General features: G+C 69.1%; 14 protein-coding genes. 4 read left to right on the top strand and 10 right to left on the bottom strand.

Annotated features, from left to right (window positions below; all coding sequences use genetic code 11):
- Nucleotides 1-12: 12 nt before the first annotated feature.
- Together panD and AC1RAD_RS01320 are read right to left on the bottom strand one after the other, a co-directional pair.
- Entirely contained in the window at nt 13-375 is a 363-nt protein-coding gene (gene panD, locus AC1RAD_RS01325; RefSeq protein WP_062481508.1) for an aspartate 1-decarboxylase, read from the bottom strand.
- A 16-nt stretch (nt 376-391) separates the two neighbouring features.
- On the bottom strand, nt 392-1,522 hold the full coding sequence (locus AC1RAD_RS01320; protein WP_492733502.1) for a Re/Si-specific NAD(P)(+) transhydrogenase subunit alpha: 1,131 nt from the start codon (nt 1,520-1,522) through the stop codon (nt 392-394).
- Nucleotides 1,523-1,924: 402 nt separating this feature from the next.
- Here AC1RAD_RS01320 and AC1RAD_RS01315 point away from each other — a divergent pair, with 402 nt between their 5' ends.
- From AC1RAD_RS01315 to AC1RAD_RS01305, 3 genes are all read left to right on the top strand, one after another.
- On the top strand, nt 1,925-2,647 hold the full coding sequence (locus tag AC1RAD_RS01315; RefSeq protein ID WP_492733500.1) for a response regulator transcription factor: 723 nt from the start codon (nt 1,925-1,927) through the stop codon (nt 2,645-2,647).
- A gap of 83 nt (nt 2,648-2,730) precedes the next feature.
- Nucleotides 2,731-3,159 (top strand): DUF4019 domain-containing protein, encoded by a 429-nt coding sequence (locus AC1RAD_RS01310; RefSeq protein WP_492698944.1) that lies wholly within the window; start codon nt 2,731-2,733, stop codon nt 3,157-3,159.
- Between the two features lie 28 nt (nt 3,160-3,187).
- Nucleotides 3,188-3,661 carry an NUDIX hydrolase gene (locus AC1RAD_RS01305; protein WP_492733498.1) on the top strand — a complete coding sequence of 158 codons (474 nt, stop codon included), beginning with the start codon at nt 3,188-3,190 and terminating at the stop codon, nt 3,659-3,661.
- A 7-nt stretch (nt 3,662-3,668) separates the two neighbouring features.
- Here the strand turns inward: AC1RAD_RS01305 and mnmA are convergent, their stop codons facing one another.
- On the bottom strand, nt 3,669-4,769 hold the full coding sequence (gene mnmA / locus AC1RAD_RS01300; RefSeq protein WP_492733496.1) for a tRNA 2-thiouridine(34) synthase MnmA: 1,101 nt from the start codon (nt 4,767-4,769) through the stop codon (nt 3,669-3,671).
- A gap of 145 nt (nt 4,770-4,914) precedes the next feature.
- Between mnmA and AC1RAD_RS01295 the strand changes: the two genes are divergently transcribed.
- Nucleotides 4,915-6,633: a long-chain-fatty-acid--CoA ligase gene (locus AC1RAD_RS01295; protein ID WP_492733494.1), complete on the top strand. Its 1,719-nt coding sequence runs from the start codon at nt 4,915-4,917 to the stop codon at nt 6,631-6,633.
- Nucleotides 6,634-6,902: 269 nt separating this feature from the next.
- On the opposite strand, the gene AC1RAD_RS01290 is transcribed toward AC1RAD_RS01295, so the two are convergent.
- From AC1RAD_RS01290 to pdxR, 7 genes are all read right to left on the bottom strand, one after another.
- On the bottom strand, nt 6,903-7,892 hold the full coding sequence (locus AC1RAD_RS01290; protein WP_492733492.1) for an LLM class flavin-dependent oxidoreductase: 990 nt from the start codon (nt 7,890-7,892) through the stop codon (nt 6,903-6,905).
- Nucleotides 7,893-7,936: 44 nt separating this feature from the next.
- Entirely contained in the window at nt 7,937-9,601 is a 1,665-nt protein-coding gene (locus AC1RAD_RS01285; protein ID WP_492733490.1) for an FxLYD domain-containing protein, read from the bottom strand.
- Nucleotides 9,602-9,618: 17 nt separating this feature from the next.
- Nucleotides 9,619-10,224, bottom strand: a complete 606-nt coding sequence (locus AC1RAD_RS01280; protein WP_492733488.1) for a hypothetical protein — start codon at nt 10,222-10,224, stop codon at nt 9,619-9,621.
- Nucleotides 10,225-10,240: 16 nt separating this feature from the next.
- Nucleotides 10,241-12,037, bottom strand: a complete 1,797-nt coding sequence (locus tag AC1RAD_RS01275; RefSeq protein WP_492733486.1) for a VanW family protein — start codon at nt 12,035-12,037, stop codon at nt 10,241-10,243.
- Complete coding sequence (locus AC1RAD_RS01270) at nt 12,034-12,639, bottom strand: DUF6891 domain-containing protein (protein WP_307696902.1); 606 nt, start codon at nt 12,637-12,639, stop codon at nt 12,034-12,036. The genes AC1RAD_RS01275 and AC1RAD_RS01270 overlap by 4 nt, the downstream gene beginning before the upstream one ends.
- Before the next feature lie 300 nt (nt 12,640-12,939).
- Nucleotides 12,940-13,320, bottom strand: coding sequence for a helicase SNF2 (locus AC1RAD_RS01265; protein ID WP_492733484.1), 381 nt, complete (start codon nt 13,318-13,320; stop codon nt 12,940-12,942).
- A gap of 247 nt (nt 13,321-13,567) precedes the next feature.
- The gene (gene pdxR, locus AC1RAD_RS01260; RefSeq protein ID WP_070063410.1) at nt 13,568-15,052 is read right to left on the bottom strand and encodes a MocR-like pyridoxine biosynthesis transcription factor PdxR; all 1,485 of its coding nucleotides are present in this window, start codon (nt 15,050-15,052) and stop codon (nt 13,568-13,570) included.
- Nucleotides 15,053-15,082 lie beyond the last annotated feature (30 nt).

The raw sequence follows: 15,082 nt of genomic DNA, 5'->3' as shown, positions 1-15,082 counted from the left end.
TCCCGGGCTCTGTCAGAGCTTCTTGACTTCGTTGATGCGGTTGGCATCGCCAAGCAGCACCACCTTGGGCTTGTAGTCGGCGGCTTCGGCCTCGGTCATGGGGGCGTAGGTGCAGATGATGAGCAGGTCGCCCACATGCGCCTTGCGCGCCGCCGCGCCGTTGAGCGAGATGGCGCCCGAACCGCGCGCCGCCTTGATGATGTAGGTCGAGAAGCGCTCGCCGTTGTTGACGTTGTACAGCTCGATCTTTTCGTACTCGCGCATGTCGGCCGCGTCGAGCAGGTCTTCGTCGATGCCGCACGAGCCTTCGTAATGCAGGTCGGCTTCGGTCACGGTGGCGCGATGCAGCTTCGCGCGGAGCATGGTGCGGTTCATGGAAGGCAGCCTGCTCTTACTTGCGCGTGACCTGGCCGTCCTGCGTGACGCGGCAGGCGGCGACGATGTCGTCCTCAAGGTCGATCTTGAGCGCGCCTTCCTTCGTGACGACGAGCTTGAGGAAGTCGAGCACGTTGCGCGCATACAGCGCCGACGCGTCGGCCGCCACCAGCGCCGCGAGGTTGGTTTCGCCGACGATGGTCACGCCATGCTTGACCACGGTCTTGTCGGCCTCCGACAGCGGGCAGTTGCCGCCGATGCCGTCGGCGCCCTTGCCGGCCGCGATGTCGACGATCACCGAACCCGGCTTCATCGACTTGACCATGTCCTCGGTGATGAGGGTGGGCGCGGCGCGGCCAGGGATGAGCGCGGTGCTGATGACCACGTCGGCCAGCGCGACACGCTTGGCGACCTCGGCCTGCTGGCGCGTGAGCCAGCTGGCGGGCATCGGACGGGCGTAGCCGCCGACGCCTTCGGCCGCGTCCTTCTCTTCCTGCGTCTCGTAGGGCACGTCGATGAACTTGCCGCCCAGCGACTCGATCTGTTCCTTGACGCTCGGACGCACGTCCGAGGCCTCGATGACGGCGCCCAGGCGCTTGGCCGTGGCAATGGCCTGCAGGCCGGCCACGCCGACGCCCAGGATGACGACGCGCGCGGCCTTCACGGTGCCGGCGGCGGTCATCAGCATGGGGAAGAAGCGCTGGTACTTGTCGGCCGCGATCATCACGGCCTTGTAGCCGGCGATGTTGGCCTGCGAGCTGAGCACGTCCATGCTCTGGGCGCGCGTGGTGCGCGGCGCGGCTTCGAGCGCGAAGCCCGTGACACCCGCGGCGGCCAGGCGCTGCAGGCCGGCCGCGTCGAAAGGATTGAGCATGCCGATGACGACCGCGCCGGCCTTCAGCTGCGCCGCCTCGGCGTCGCTGGGCGTGCGCACCTTGAGCACCATGTCGGCGGAGAGCGCCCCGGCCGCATCGGTGATCTCGGCGCCTGCCGTCTGGTACGCCGCGTCGGTGACGCTGGCTGCAATGCCGGCACCGGCCTGCACACGCACGGTATGCCCGGAGGCCACCAGTTTCTTCACCGTTTCGGGTGTAACGGCCACTCGGGTTTCGCCAGCCGCTGTCTCGGCAGGCACGCCTATCAACATAGAGTTCTCCTCAGGGGGAAGGGGCAGCACGGATTGCGGGCAGAGCTTACAGCAAGATTACAAGCGCACCTGTCGCCAGAATGCCGCGTTCTTTTTGCCGCTCAACGCCCGCAGGCACTGCACATGAAGCTACTTAATTGATAGCAAATTGGCGGCCGGTCCGACCCCGGGGGAAACACGGGTGACCGCCGCAGAAGCGCTTGTGGCGCCTTCGCTCGCTCTGGTTCTAGATTGCAATCAACTAACACCAATTGGATTCAATTAGCAATTGAACCACATACATAAAATCAATTTGCGTGAATTAATAGCAATTCACAGCAATGATTTCAGACGCAGATAGATACACTTCGATTCATATTGCGGACACATAGAGGTCCACACAGGGCGGAACAAGGGAATGGAATGCGCATTGCAGTACTCGACACCGAGCCGGACCAACTCCGGTTGATCAACCAATCCATGGCGAGCCTCGGTCACGAGTGCCACACGTACGCCGCCGGCAAGGCGCTGCTGCACGCCATGCGCCGCGAAACCTTCGACCTGCTGGTCCTCGACTGGCGCCTGCCGGACATGAACGGCCCGGACGTCGTCAAGACGATCCGGCAGGACTACAAGAGCCGCATGCCGATCCTGTTCGTGACCGAGCACCACGACGACAGCGACATGGTCGAAGGCCTCAATGTCGGCGCCGACGACTTCATGGCCAAGCCGCTGCGCCCGATCGAGTTCGAGGCCCGCATCAACGCCCTGCTGCGCCGCGCCTACCCCTCGCGCAACGAGCCCGAAATGGTGTTCGGCCCGTACCACTTCTTTCCGCCCTCGCGCACCATCAGGGTCCACGGCGAGCTGGTCGAGCTGAAGAACCGCGAATACGAACTCGCGCTCTTCCTGTTCCAGAACCTGGGGCGCCTGCTCTCGCGCGAGCACCTGCACGAGGCGGTCTGGGGGCTGGGCGTCGAGGCGCTGTCGCGCTCGCTCGACACCCACGTGTCGCGCCTGCGCACCAAGCTCGAGCTGCGTCCGTCGAACGGCTTCCTGCTGCTGGCGGTGTACGGCCTGGGCTACCGGCTGGAAACCATCGAGGTCGACACGCGGCCCGCCGCTGCCGCTGCCACCGCGCGCTGAGCGCACGCCCCGGCAGGCCGGGCGGGGAACCCCTCCTCCCCGTCGGCCTCCAACTTGTTCCGTCCGAACAAGTGCCCTTCCCCATGCCCCGGCTCCTCCTGGCCGCGCTGCTCCTGCTGTGCAGCGGTCTGTTCCCCGCCCTCGCTGAAGACGTCGAGGCCAGCGACATGGTGCGCGGCGGCCTGCAGGCGATCCAGATGATCGACCGCGACCAGGCCGGCGAGCTGTGGGACGGCGCCACGCCCGCCACCCGCAAGCGCATCACCCGCACCGACTTCGCCAGCAAGGTGGCCAAAAGCCGCGCCCCGCTCGGCGGACCGCAGCAGCGCACCTGGGTGGCCGTGCACCGGCAGGTCGTGACCGACCCGGACGCCGATGCGGCCGGCCAGTACGTCAGCGTCGAGTACGAGACCCGCTTCGGCAACACGCCCGAGCGCACGCTGCGCGAACGGGTGAGCTTCCGGCTCGACGCCGACCGCATCTGGCGCTTCAGCGGCTATGTCGTGCGATAGCCGAGATGCCGATAGACTCGCGCCCACGATGCCCACACGCTGGAAACCCAATGTCACCGTGGCCGCGGTGATCGAGCAAGACGGCCGCTTCCTGCTCGTCGAAGAGCAGACCGACGACGGCCTGAAGCTCAACAACCCCGCCGGCCACCTCGACCCCGGCGAGTCGCCCGAGGACGGCTGCATCCGCGAAACGCTCGAGGAAACAGCCCACGCCTTCACGCCGACCGCGCTGCTGGGCGTGTACATGGCGCGCTCGGCCGAGCAGCCCGACGTGACCTACATGCGCTTTGCCTTCACCGGCGAACTGGGCGCGCGCGAGGAAGGCCGTGCGCTCGACGAAGGCATCGTGCGCACGCTGTGGATGAGCGTGGACGAGATCCGCGCCAGCGTGGCGCGCCATCGCAGCCCGCTGCTGCTGCGCTGCGTCGAGGACTACCTCGCCGGCAAGCGCCACCCGCTCGCGCTGATCCACACCGAAGACAGCGTGCGGCAGTCCCGCTGAGGCCTGTTCAGACGATGACGCCGCCCCCGAGGCAGCGCTCGCCGTCGTACAGCACGGCCGACTGCCCCGGCGTGACCGCCCATTGCGGCGCACCGAAGCGCAGGCTGAACGCGCCGTTGACGCCCTCGGCCAGTTCGCAGGCCGCATCGGCCTGCCGGTAGCGCGCCTTCGAACCGTAGGCGCCCGCGGTGGGCGCCTCGCCGGCCACCCAGCTCGCGTCGTCCGCCTTCAGTTCGGACGACAGCAGCCACGGATGGTCGTGCCCCTGCACCACCCACAGCGTGTTCTTCTCGACGTCCTTGCGCGCGACGAACCAGGGCGAATGGTCGCCCGCGCCGCGCTGGGCGCCCTTTTCCTTCACGCCGCCGATGCCCAGCCCCTGGCGCTGGCCCAGCGTGTAGAAGCTCAGGCCCTGGTGCTCGCCGAGCTTGCGGCCGCGGTCGTCCTTGATCGGGCCCGGCTCCTTGGAGATGTAGCGGTTCAGGAAGTCGCGGAACGGCCGCTCGCCGATGAAGCAGATGCCGGTCGAGTCCTTCTTCTTCGCGTTGGGCAGGCCGATCTCTTCCGCGATGCGGCGCACCTCGGTCTTGTGCAGCTCGCCGACCGGGAACAGCGTCTTCGACAGCTGCGCCTGGTTCAGGCGGTGCAGGAAGTAGCTCTGGTCCTTCGAGTTGTCGAGCCCCTTGAGCAGCTCGTGCCGGCCCGAAGCTTCGTCGAGGCGCACGCGGGCGTAGTGGCCCGTGGCGATCTTCTCGGCGCCCAGCCGCATGGCGTGGTCGAGAAAGGCCTTGAACTTGATCTCGGCGTTGCACAGCACGTCGGGGTTGGGCGTGCGGCCGGCCTTGTATTCGCGCAGGAACTCGGCGAACACGCGGTCCTTGTAGTCGGCGGCGAAGTTGACGTGCTCGATCTCGATGCCCAGCACGTCGGCCACGCTGGCGGCGTCCACGAAGTCGATGTTCGACGAGCAGTACTCGCTGTCGTCGTCGTCTTCCCAGTTCTTCATGAAGATGCCGACCACCTCGTGCCCCTGCTGCTTGAGCAGGTGCGCGGTGACCGCGGAGTCCACCCCGCCGCTCAGCCCGACCACGATCCGTTGTTTTGCCATAAGCCCGCCATTGTCCCAGCCCGGCGACAGGGGCATCCGGCGTGTGGGAAATCGGGAAAACCCGTGTCGCCGGCTTGTCAGCCGCCACTCCACGATGCGAAAGGCCGGCGCTACAGTGCCCCGAAACACAGCGGAGACAACACGCATGGCGACCCCTTCCCTCTCTGGCGACCCCACCCCCTGGACGCGCAACTACCCGCCCGGCATGCGCTGGGACGCCGACCTGCCCGTCAAGCCGGTGCAGCAGATGCTCGACGAGGCGGTCGCGCGCTGGCCCGACCATTCGGCCGTGGAGTTCATGGGCCAGTCGCTCAGCTACCGCCAGCTTGGTGACGCGGTCGACCGCGCCGCCAAGAGCCTGCAGGACCTGGGCGTGAAGCCGGGCGTGCATGTCGGCCTGTACCTGCCGAACACGCCGCACTACCCGATCGCCTTCTTCGCCGTGCTCAAGGCCGGCGGCACGGTGGTGAACTACTCGCCGCTGGACGCCGAGCGCGTGCTGGCCCACAAGATCGAGGACAGCCGCACCGACATCCTCGTCACGCTCGACCTCGTGAACCTCTACCCGCTGATGGCGCGCCTGCTCGACAGCTCGCGCCTGAAGACGCTGGTGGTCGGCAGCCTCGGCGACTACGGCGCGGCGGGCGACAAGGTGCAGGCGCAGCTGCAGGGAGCCGGCCAGATCGCACCGGTGCCCACCGACGACCGCCACGTGCGCTTCACCGACCTGCTCAAGAGCGAAGGCACGCACCAGACCTACCCGCTGGGCGACCTGGCCGAAGAGATCGTCGTGCTGCAGTACACCGGCGGCACCACCGGCCTGCCCAAGGGCGCGATGCTCACGCACGCGAACCTCACGTCGGCCTCGGCGCAGTACTACGAATCGACCAAGGGCGATCCGCCCATCCTGGACGAAGGCAAGGAACGCTTCCTGGTCGTGCTGCCGCTGTTCCACATCTTCGCGCTCAGCGCCGCGATGCTGCTGGGCGTGCGCCTGGGCGCGGCGCTGGTGCTGCACACGCGCTTCGATGTCGACGCGGTGATGAACGAACTCGCGGCCAGCCGGATCAGCGTGTTCCCTGGCGTGCCGACCATGTACACCGCCATCCTTGCGCACCCCAGGGCCAGGGAGATGGACCTGCGCTCGCTGAAGTTCTGCGGCTCGGGCGGCGCGCCGCTGCCGGTGGAGGTGGAGCAGCGCTTCTTCGAACTCACCGGCTGCCACCTCAACGAAGGCTGGGGCATGACCGAGACCTCGCCCGTGGGCACCTTCACGCCCGCGCGCGGCGTGCGCAAGGCCGGCTCCTGCGGCATGCCGCTGCCGCGCGTGCGCATCAAGCTCGTGAGCCTGGACGACCCGACCCAGGACGTGACCGCGTTCGGCGAGCCCGGCGAGCTGTGCGTGCAGGGCCCGAACGTCATGAAGGGCTACTGGAACAACCCGAAGGCCACCGCCGAGTCGATGACGGCCGACGGCTACTTCCGCAGCGGCGACGTCGCGAAGATGGACGCCGATGGCTACCTGTACATCGTCGACCGCACCAAGGACATGCTGCTGTGCGGCGGCTACAACGTGTACCCGCGCGTGCTCGAGGAGGCGGTGTACGAGCACCCGTCGGTGGCCGAGGTCTGCGTGATCGGCGTGCCCGACGAGTACCGGGGCCAGTCGCCCAAGGCCTTCGTGAAACTGAAGGACGGCGCAGACGATCTCACGCTCGACGCGCTCAAGACCTTCCTGAAGAACCGCCTGGGCAAGCACGAGATGATCGGCGCGCTCGAGATCCGCGCCGAGCTGCCCAAGACCGCCGTGGGCAAGCTCTCGAAGAAAGACCTCGTGGACGAGGAAGCCCGCAAGCGGGCCTAGGGCCTGTTCACCCTATTTCTGGCGTCGCGTTGGCTGGCAAAGGGGCTGGCTGCAAGGCGCCCGTGCGCAGCAAGGCTGAAGCCTTGCAAGCGCGGGCAACGCCGCAGACGGCCCCTTTGCCAGCCAACCCGAAGGGAAGGTCTGCCACGGCGGGCCACTCAGCGTTGCGCTCCTTGCGTGTGCGCATGCACACGCGGCGTCACGCGCCTTGATTGGCCCGCCGTGGCAGACCTTCGCGACGCCAGAAATAGGGTGAACAGGCCCTAGCCTTACTTCTTCTGGCCGAAGGCCTCGGCGAGCAGCTCGTACGAGCGCAGCCGGGCGGCGTGGTCGAACACCTGCGAGGTGATCATGAGTTCGTCGGCGCCGGTGCGCGCCACGAACGCTTCCACGCCCTGCTTCACCGTCTCGACCGAGCCCACCGCCGAGCACGACAGCACCGAGTCGAGCAGCGCGTTCTCGGCCGGGCCGACCTTCTGGCGGTAGTTCTCCACCGGAGGCGGCAGGCGACCCGGACGGCCGCTGCGCAGGTTCACGAAGGCCTGCTGCCACGAGGTGGCGCGGAACTCGGCCTCGGCGTCGGTGTCGGCCGCGAACACGTTGAAGCCCAGCATCACGTACGGTTTCTGCAGCTGCGCCGAGGGCTTGAAGGTCTCGCGGTAGATCTGGATGGCCTGCATGATCTGCTGCGGCGCGAAGTGCGAGGCAAAGGCATACGGCAGCCCCAGGTGCGCCGCCAGCTGCGCGCCGAAGGTGCTCGAGCCGAGGATCCACACCGGCACCTCGAGCCCCGCACCGGGCACGGCGCGCACGGCCTGCTGCGGGTTCTTCGACATGAAGTCCATGAGCTCCATCACGTCCTGCGGGAACTGGTCGGCGTCCGACTCCAGGTTGCGCCGCAGGGCGCGCGCGGTGCGCTGGTCGGAGCCGGGCGCGCGGCCCAGGCCCAGGTCGATGCGCCCCGGGTACAGCGACTCCAGCGTGCCGAACTGCTCGGCGATCACCAGCGGCGAGTGGTTGGGCAGCATCACGCCGCCGGCGCCGATGCGGATGGTGGAGGTGCCCGCGCCCACGTGCGACAGCAGCACGGCCGTGGCCGCGCTCGCGATGCCCGGCATGCCGTGGTGCTCGGCCAGCCAGTAGCGCGTGTAGCCCAGCTTCTCGCCGTGCTGCGCCAGCGACAGCGAGTTGCGGAACGACTGCGCGGCATCGCTGCCTTCGGTGATCGGGGAAAGGTCGAGGATCGAAAGCGGAATCATGGCGCGATCATGGCGCGAACCGCCCGATGCCGTCATGCGCGGGGCTATTCGGTTTGGTATAGCGTCGCGACGCTCGCGAAATCGCGCCCGTGCTGCGTCACATGGACCTGGAAGGGCACGCTCTCGCCCGGCGCGATGGCCGGCAGGTTCTCGATCAGCTTGAAGCCGGTCAGCTGGTCGTTGCGGTCGCGCAGGCTCACCCACAGCCGCACCTTGGCCGCGATGGCCGTGCCGGGGTTCTTCACCGTGCCCGTGACCTCCACGCTCTTGTAGGTGAAGCGCTGGCTGAAGTTGAGCAGCACGCTGCCGGTGCCTGCCTGCGTGCCCGTCACCTGCACCTCCAGCGGCTTGCGCGGGCCGGGCAGCGCGGCGCGGCGCATCGGCTTCCACTCGACGCGGGTCTGGGTGATGCGATCCACCGCCTTGGGCTCCAGCAGGATCGGAAAGCGCTCGCCCGGGTACAGGGAGGCCAGCGCATCGAGGCGCGTGGTGCCGTCGGCCGTGCTGCCGCCGAAGCGCGAGATCACGGCGCCGGGCGAAATGGCGATGGCGTCGGTGCTGCGGTTCACCAGCTCGGTCATGAACAGCGGCCGCTGGATCGTGCTGCGCCCCGCCACCAGTGGCAGCAGTTCGAGTTGCCGCGGGTCGAAGCGCTCGCTGTCGTCGGCCAGCAGGTCTTCGGTGCCCAGCCGCAGATCGGGGTGGAAGGCCTCCGGCGCGCCGGCCGTGCGGATCACGCGGTCGGCGCTGAGCACCGTGGTGCGCGCGCCCGAGGGCGTGACGGTGCGGTAGCCGATGCGGTAGTCCCAGGCCGCGATGGCGGCGGCGCGGCCGAAGCGGCTGAGGTCGACATCGATCGCCGTGCGTGCGCCGGGCGCCAGCTCGGACCCCGGCGCATGGCCGCGCCCGACGCCGATCACCTGGCCGGCGTCGTCGTGCAGCGTGACCAGTGCCTCGATGCTGCCGAACGCCGGCGTGCCGGGCGCGCCCGCATGCACGAGGCGCCCGACCAGGCGCACGCGCTCGCCCTGCTGCACCAGCCGCACGCGCGAGAACGCCAGGCGCGGCCCCTCGGCGGCGCTGCGCGGTTCGGACAGCTTCTCGACCGTCACGTCCTGCCGCGTGACGTTCTGGCCCGAGGGCAGGTCGACCAGCACAGGCGCGGACTCGCCGGGCATCAGCACATCGATCGGCAGGGATTCGTTGCGCTCGTTCAGCCGCGTGTCGCCGTCGTGGAACACCACCTTCAGGCCAGGCCGCTCAAGCGGCCGGCCGGTCTCGTTGCGCGCCAGCACCAGCAGCTTCGGCCGCTCGCCGACCAGCACCTGGCGCGGCTCGGAGAGCTTCAGGCCGTCGGTCGCGATGGTGCGCTCGACGAGCGTGCGCGCCACCGAAGGCGTATCGCTGCGTTGGCCCGAACCGAACAGCAGCATCGCGACCTGAACGGCCACCGCCACGCCGAGAAAGCCGATCACGACGAAGCCGATCGTGCGCACCATCTGCTTCTGGCGCAGCGCCTGTTCGGCGGCGATCTGCTGGCCGGCGTGGTGCTTGACCTGCTGCAGCACGCGCTCGAGGCGGTCGGACACGTCGTCTTCCACCAGCGACATCGAGCCGCAGTGCGCGCAGGTGTATTCGTTCAGGCCGGTGCGGCGCAGCGCGCTGCTGCCGCACTCGCCGCATTTGAGGGTCTGCAGGTCGATGCTCATGTGTCTTCTTTTTTGTCTTACCAGCCGAACACGTCGACGACGTTTTCGGCCGCCGCCGCACTGCCCAGCAGCGGCACGAGGCGCTCGACCAGGCGCGCGCGGTGCACCGGATCGACCTCGCAGTCGTCCTCGTCGGTGAAGATCGTGTCGCCCGCTTCGTCCCACACTTGGCCGATGGTGCCCAGGCAGGCGGCCATCTCGAAGATGTCGGCGAAGAGCGGTTCGTCTTCCTCCCAGGCGCCCGTGCCGTGCATCGCGAACTGGATCGCGCCGGTGCGCAGGTCGAAGATGAACGGATCGGCGCCCTGGTCGGCCACCACCAGCCAATGGTCGGGCCAGTCTGCAATGCGCTCGCCGGTGATGCCGTGCCAGCGGTAGCCCGCCTGCAGCTGCCACAGGCGCGAGAGCGCGGGAATGCTGAACGGGTTGCCCGTGGTCGGCACCGTGAGGCCCGCGTAGCCCACGCGCTCGTTGACCCACTCGCCGAGCGGGCCGACCTGTTCGTAGAAGGTAGCGAGGGCGGCGGGCAGCGCCAGCTCGCCGTGCCAGTGCTCGGCGGCGGATTGCGGCGCCAGCGCGCCATGGGAAGCCAGGGCCGCGCGGGCCTGTTCGATCGATGCCAAGGGGGTTGTTCTCCGTTCAGGTCAGGCGGACGGCCTGCTGCAATGCGGTGCGCAGTGCGTCGATGTCGCCGGGTGCGACCTCGTGCACGCCCGGCACGCCGGCCAGGCCGCAGGCCGTCGATGCCACCACGGGCACGCCGGCCGCCACGGCGCGCAGCGGTGCGCGCGGCGCGTGCTCGACGTGCGCGGGCAGCACGACGACGCTCGCACCGGCCAGCACGTCGCCTTGCCAGTTCATGTGTTCAATGGGTTCGATGCCCTGCCAGAGCCGCGCGTCGTCCGAGGGCGCGCCCAGCACGCGCAGGCGGCACGGCCAGCCTTGCAGCGCGGCGGCGAGTTCGCGCGCGCCCTTGCGCGCCAGTGCGCTGGCGGCGAACACGACGAGCGGTGGTTCTTCGCGCTTGCAGTGCGTGGCCTTCACCTGCGGCAGCGCCCAGTCGAGCCGCTGCAGCGTGGCCTGCGGCGCGTACGTCGCCATGGCCTGCGCCACGGCGGCATGCGCTGTGACGACGACCGTCGCGCGCGCGAGCGCCAGGGCCTCGTCGCGCATCAACGATGCATCGGCGCGGAAGTCGCGCAAGGTGGCATCCACGGGCCAGCGCTGCGATGCGGCATCGAGCCGGCGTTCGATGTCGGCCATCGGCAGTGCGCTGGCCAGCACGGTGATGCGGCGCCCGTCGAGCACGCCGAGGCGCTGCAGGTGCGGCAGCAGCGGCTGCTCGACCACCAGGTGTGTGTGCGCCGGCACCAGCCGCGCGGCAAAGGCCAGCGCGAGCCAGCGCTGGCCGTCGATCAGGCTGGCCTGGCGCCGGCCCGCCTGCCGCGCCCAGCGCCGCTGCCACACGGCGCGGCGCAGGCTCGCGGCCCACGCGGTGGTCACCGCTGCGTTCGTCGCAGGCTCGCGATGCCAGCCTGCAGCAGGCACGCGCCAGAACGCGAGCCGCAGCGGCACGGGCTGCATGCGCTGCGCCTGCGGATGCGCCTCGCGCAGGTGGCGTGCGAACTCCGGCGTCCAGCCATCGACGAGGACGGCGGTGCGCCCTTCGGCGCCGACATCGACCGGCGGACGGTGGCGAAAGCACGCCGTCTGGTCGCAGCTCAGGCAGCCGCGCGCCAGCGGCAACGCGGTGGGTACGTCGTCGTTCGTGCGCCGCAGCGTGACGGGCTCGGCCGGCACCGCCCGCGGCGTGCGCGCACGGATGCGCACCACAAGCTCGGTGTCGGTCAAGGCCACTTCGAGCCGCCAGGCGTGCCGGGCGCGCAGCTTGACGTCGACGTAGTTCCAGAACACCGTCGCATCGACGGCGTCGCCGTCCGGCGCATCGGCCTGCTCGATGCGCGCCGTGTGGCCGTGGCGCTCGACCAGCTCGAAGCCCGCGCGCACGGCCACGGTGGCCAGTGCGTTCGACAGCTGGCACAGCCCGCCGGCCAGCGTCGGCACCACGCAGCCGCCGCGCACCTCGCGCCCGACCACGAAGCCGCGCCCGGCACCCGGTCGCCCCAGTTGGCGCCAGAAGCTCAGCACCTCGCCGGCCGGCACCTCGATGGCGTCGAAGGCCGGCCGCGCCACGCGCAGGTTGTGCACCTTGCCGGCGACCAAGGGAAATTCATCGGCCCGGCCGTCGGACCACAAGGGGGTTCGGTACTGCGCGAGCACCGGCGCATCGGCCAGTGCATGTTGGCCGCCGGGCCAGCGCCGGGCCGAGGGCCGCAGGGTTTCGCGCAGGGCGTGGGCCGTGGCGAGCAGCCGCGAGCGCAGCCAGAAGTCGATCGCGTCGATGCGGCGCGGCGGCTGCCAGGCCTGCGCACTCACGCGGCGGGGCCTCGCTTGCGCCATTGGCCGAGGTCGGCTTCGATGCGCTCGTTGATGTTGCCGCTCCATTGCGCGCCGAAGCCGGCGTCGCGCAGCAGCTCGACGATGCGGCGGCCGACCACGACGGTGTTGGCTTCGCGCTGCGCGATCTCGGGGATCATGCCGCCGCTGAAGGCGAGGTACAGGCGGCCGTTGCGCACGGCGCCGTCCAGGTCCTGTGCGTGATAGAAGCAGCAGCCGCGGATGCCGGACTCGAGCCGGCCCGCCGCACGCCACTGCTCGCGCACGTCGTCGTGCCCGTCGGACAGCGTGTTGCCCGCGCGGTGCAGGGCGATGATCTTTTCGCTGCGCAGCTGCGCGAACACGGCCTCGAGCCGGTCGTACTCGGTCTGCGCGGGCCACTGCGCCTCGGCGGCGCGCTTGGCGGCGCAGGCGCGCGTGGTTTCGGCCTTGATCCAGGCGCGGTCCTCGGGCGTGAGCTCATCCGGATCGAGGTACTCGTCGGTGATCATCCAGCCGATGTCGGCATCGGCATGGAAGCCGCTCCACACCAGGTCGTGGATGCGTCCGCGCGTGTCTTCGGGGTCGAGAGTGAGGGCCATGCGTAGTGGGTCGTCGCTTGGTTGGCGACGGATCGTGCTTTCATTTTTCGCGGTCGGAACGACGCTCGATTCTCGCGTGTCCGCACCACGGCGATGCATTAATGCGAAAGCATGCGCTCTGGCGGCCATCCCTCCCGCGCCCAAATCATGAGGGATGCGCAAGGCCAAGGCAATGTGACTTTCGGCCAAGAATTCACGGTCATGGCCCATGAAAAAAGCCGACCCTGCATTGGCAGGGTCGGCTTTCATGAAGACCTGGAGCGCTCGCCGATCCCATCGGCGAAGCGTTCTGGCTGTTGCTTACAGCGGCAGTGCGTCGCCGTGGGCAGCAGCGCGGGCTGCGGCGCGAACCGCAGCGCGGTCGACGGTGCTGGCGACGATCGGGGCCACGCCCGACGAAGCGCCTTCGGCGTACGGGTCGGCGCTGTGTGCGGCGGCGACAGCGTCGGCACGCACGGCGGCGCGGCTGACGGTCGAGACGATCACTTGCGCGGGGCCTGCGTTGGCGCCGGTGGCGTAGGGGTTGGCGCTGTGCGCGGCCACGACGGCTTGGGCGGCGACGTCGGCGCGGCTGGCGGCCGAGGTCAGTTGATGCACGCCTTCATAGCTTTCGGCATGGGCGGCGCCGGCAACGGCCATCAGGGCAACAGCAACGGCGGAGAGGATCTTCGAGGCGGTCATTTGGATTTCTTCCTTCTTCAATTCAGTTCAAGTTCTTGCTTTGGATGTCGAACCGGTCTTGGGTGGGTCACCGCCCCTCTGTTCTTTTTCGGAGGGCGGCCACCTCGCTCGGGGCCCTGTTCACCCAGATCAGCTTTGAGGGCTGGTCCGTGAGATGAATTGTGCGCCTCGATCTAGGTAAAAACCCGTAGCAAAACGAACCGCGGTGTTCACGGATTCGAAACAATTGAGGGGCAGCGGGCGCGCCTCAAGCGTTCGCGACCGCACTGCCAAAGAGCGCCAACGCCGGGGCGATCCGCTCGGCGGGCGTGTTGCCGAAGCCGAAGACGAAGCCGGTGCGGACCTGCTCGCTCAGGCAATAGGCGGAGATCGCGGGCACATCGATACGGTGCGCCAGCAGCGCCTGGGAAACCGCCGCATCGTCGATCGGCGTGCGAGAGATGGCCGACAGGTGCAGCCCCGAGCCGGTGGTCGACAGCTCGAAATCGCGCCCCACCAGCGTCCTGAAGCAGTGCTCCATGAGCTGCGCGCGTTCGCGATAGCGCACGCCCATGCGCCGGATGTGGGCCGCCAGCTGCCCGCTCGCCATGAAGTCGGCCACCACGCCCTGGGTCGGCATGGAGGCCTTGAACGAGAAGATCTGCGTGGCGCAGGCAAAAGCGTCCGCCAGGTCGGGCGGGACCACCAGGTAGGCCAGGTTGAGCGCGGGCGAGATGGAACGGTTGAAGTTCCCGATGTAGATGACCCGCCCCCCGTGGTCCAGCGCCGCCAGCGGAGGCAGCGGCCTGCCGCGGAAATGGAAGGCGTTGTTGAAGTCGTACTCGATCACCCAGGCATTGCGCTCGTGCGCCCACTGCAGGAGCGAGAGGCGCCGCTCCAGCGGCATCGTGCTGCCGAAGGGGAACTGGTTGGTGGGCGACGCCACGATCAGCCGCGCGTCCGGCGCATGGCTGTCGAACCGGCTGCTGTCCAGGCCTTGCAGGTCGATGGGCACCGGCACCAGGTCCGCGCCGAAGCCCATCAAGGCGGCAAGCCGGGTGATGTAGCCCGGGTCTTCCACGATGATGCGATCGCCGTGGTCGGTCAGCACCTGGCCGGCCAGCACGAAGCCCTGCGTCGTGCCGTCGACCACGAGCACCTGGTCCGGCAGGCAGGAAATGCCGTGTGCCTCGCCCACATAGTCCGCGATCTGCTGACGCAGTTCGGGCAGCCCCATCGGCGAGCCGTAGCCCAGCTCCGCGGCCGGTGCCGAGCGCCAGTACTGCGACGAGACCTTGGCGAACTGCTCGAACGGCAGCTGGTCGAGCGCGGGCACGGTCGGGCTGAGGTCGAACGTGGCATTGCGCTCGGGCGGCAGCGCCAGTTCGGACATCGCCTGCGCGCGCCGCGAGATGTGCCGGGGCGCCGGCGCGGCGACAGGGGCGTTCGACGGCGCCCCGGCCGGCGCGCTGCGCTCCTCGGGCAGCACGGCGGCGATGTAGGTGCCCGCCCCGACGCGGCCGCTGACATAGCCCTCGGCCAGCAGCCGTTCGTAGACCAGGACCACGGTGTTGCGCGACACGCCGAGTTCCGCGGCCAGCTGGCGGGTGGGCGGCAGCCGCGAGTTCTTGGAGATCCGGCCCTGCACGATGGCCTGGCGGATCTGCTCGAACACCTGGACGTGCAGCGGATCGGAGCCGCTGCGGTCCAGCGAGAGCGAACTCCAGGTCGGGTAGTTGAAGTGCCGCGGCATACGAGATCTCCATGCCGCCCGTGCCGGACA

Source organism: Variovorax sp. GW823-FHT04B03, assembly GCF_058796495.1.
Note: the sequence above shows the minus strand (reverse complement) of the source record. Positions and strands in the feature narration are given on the sequence as shown.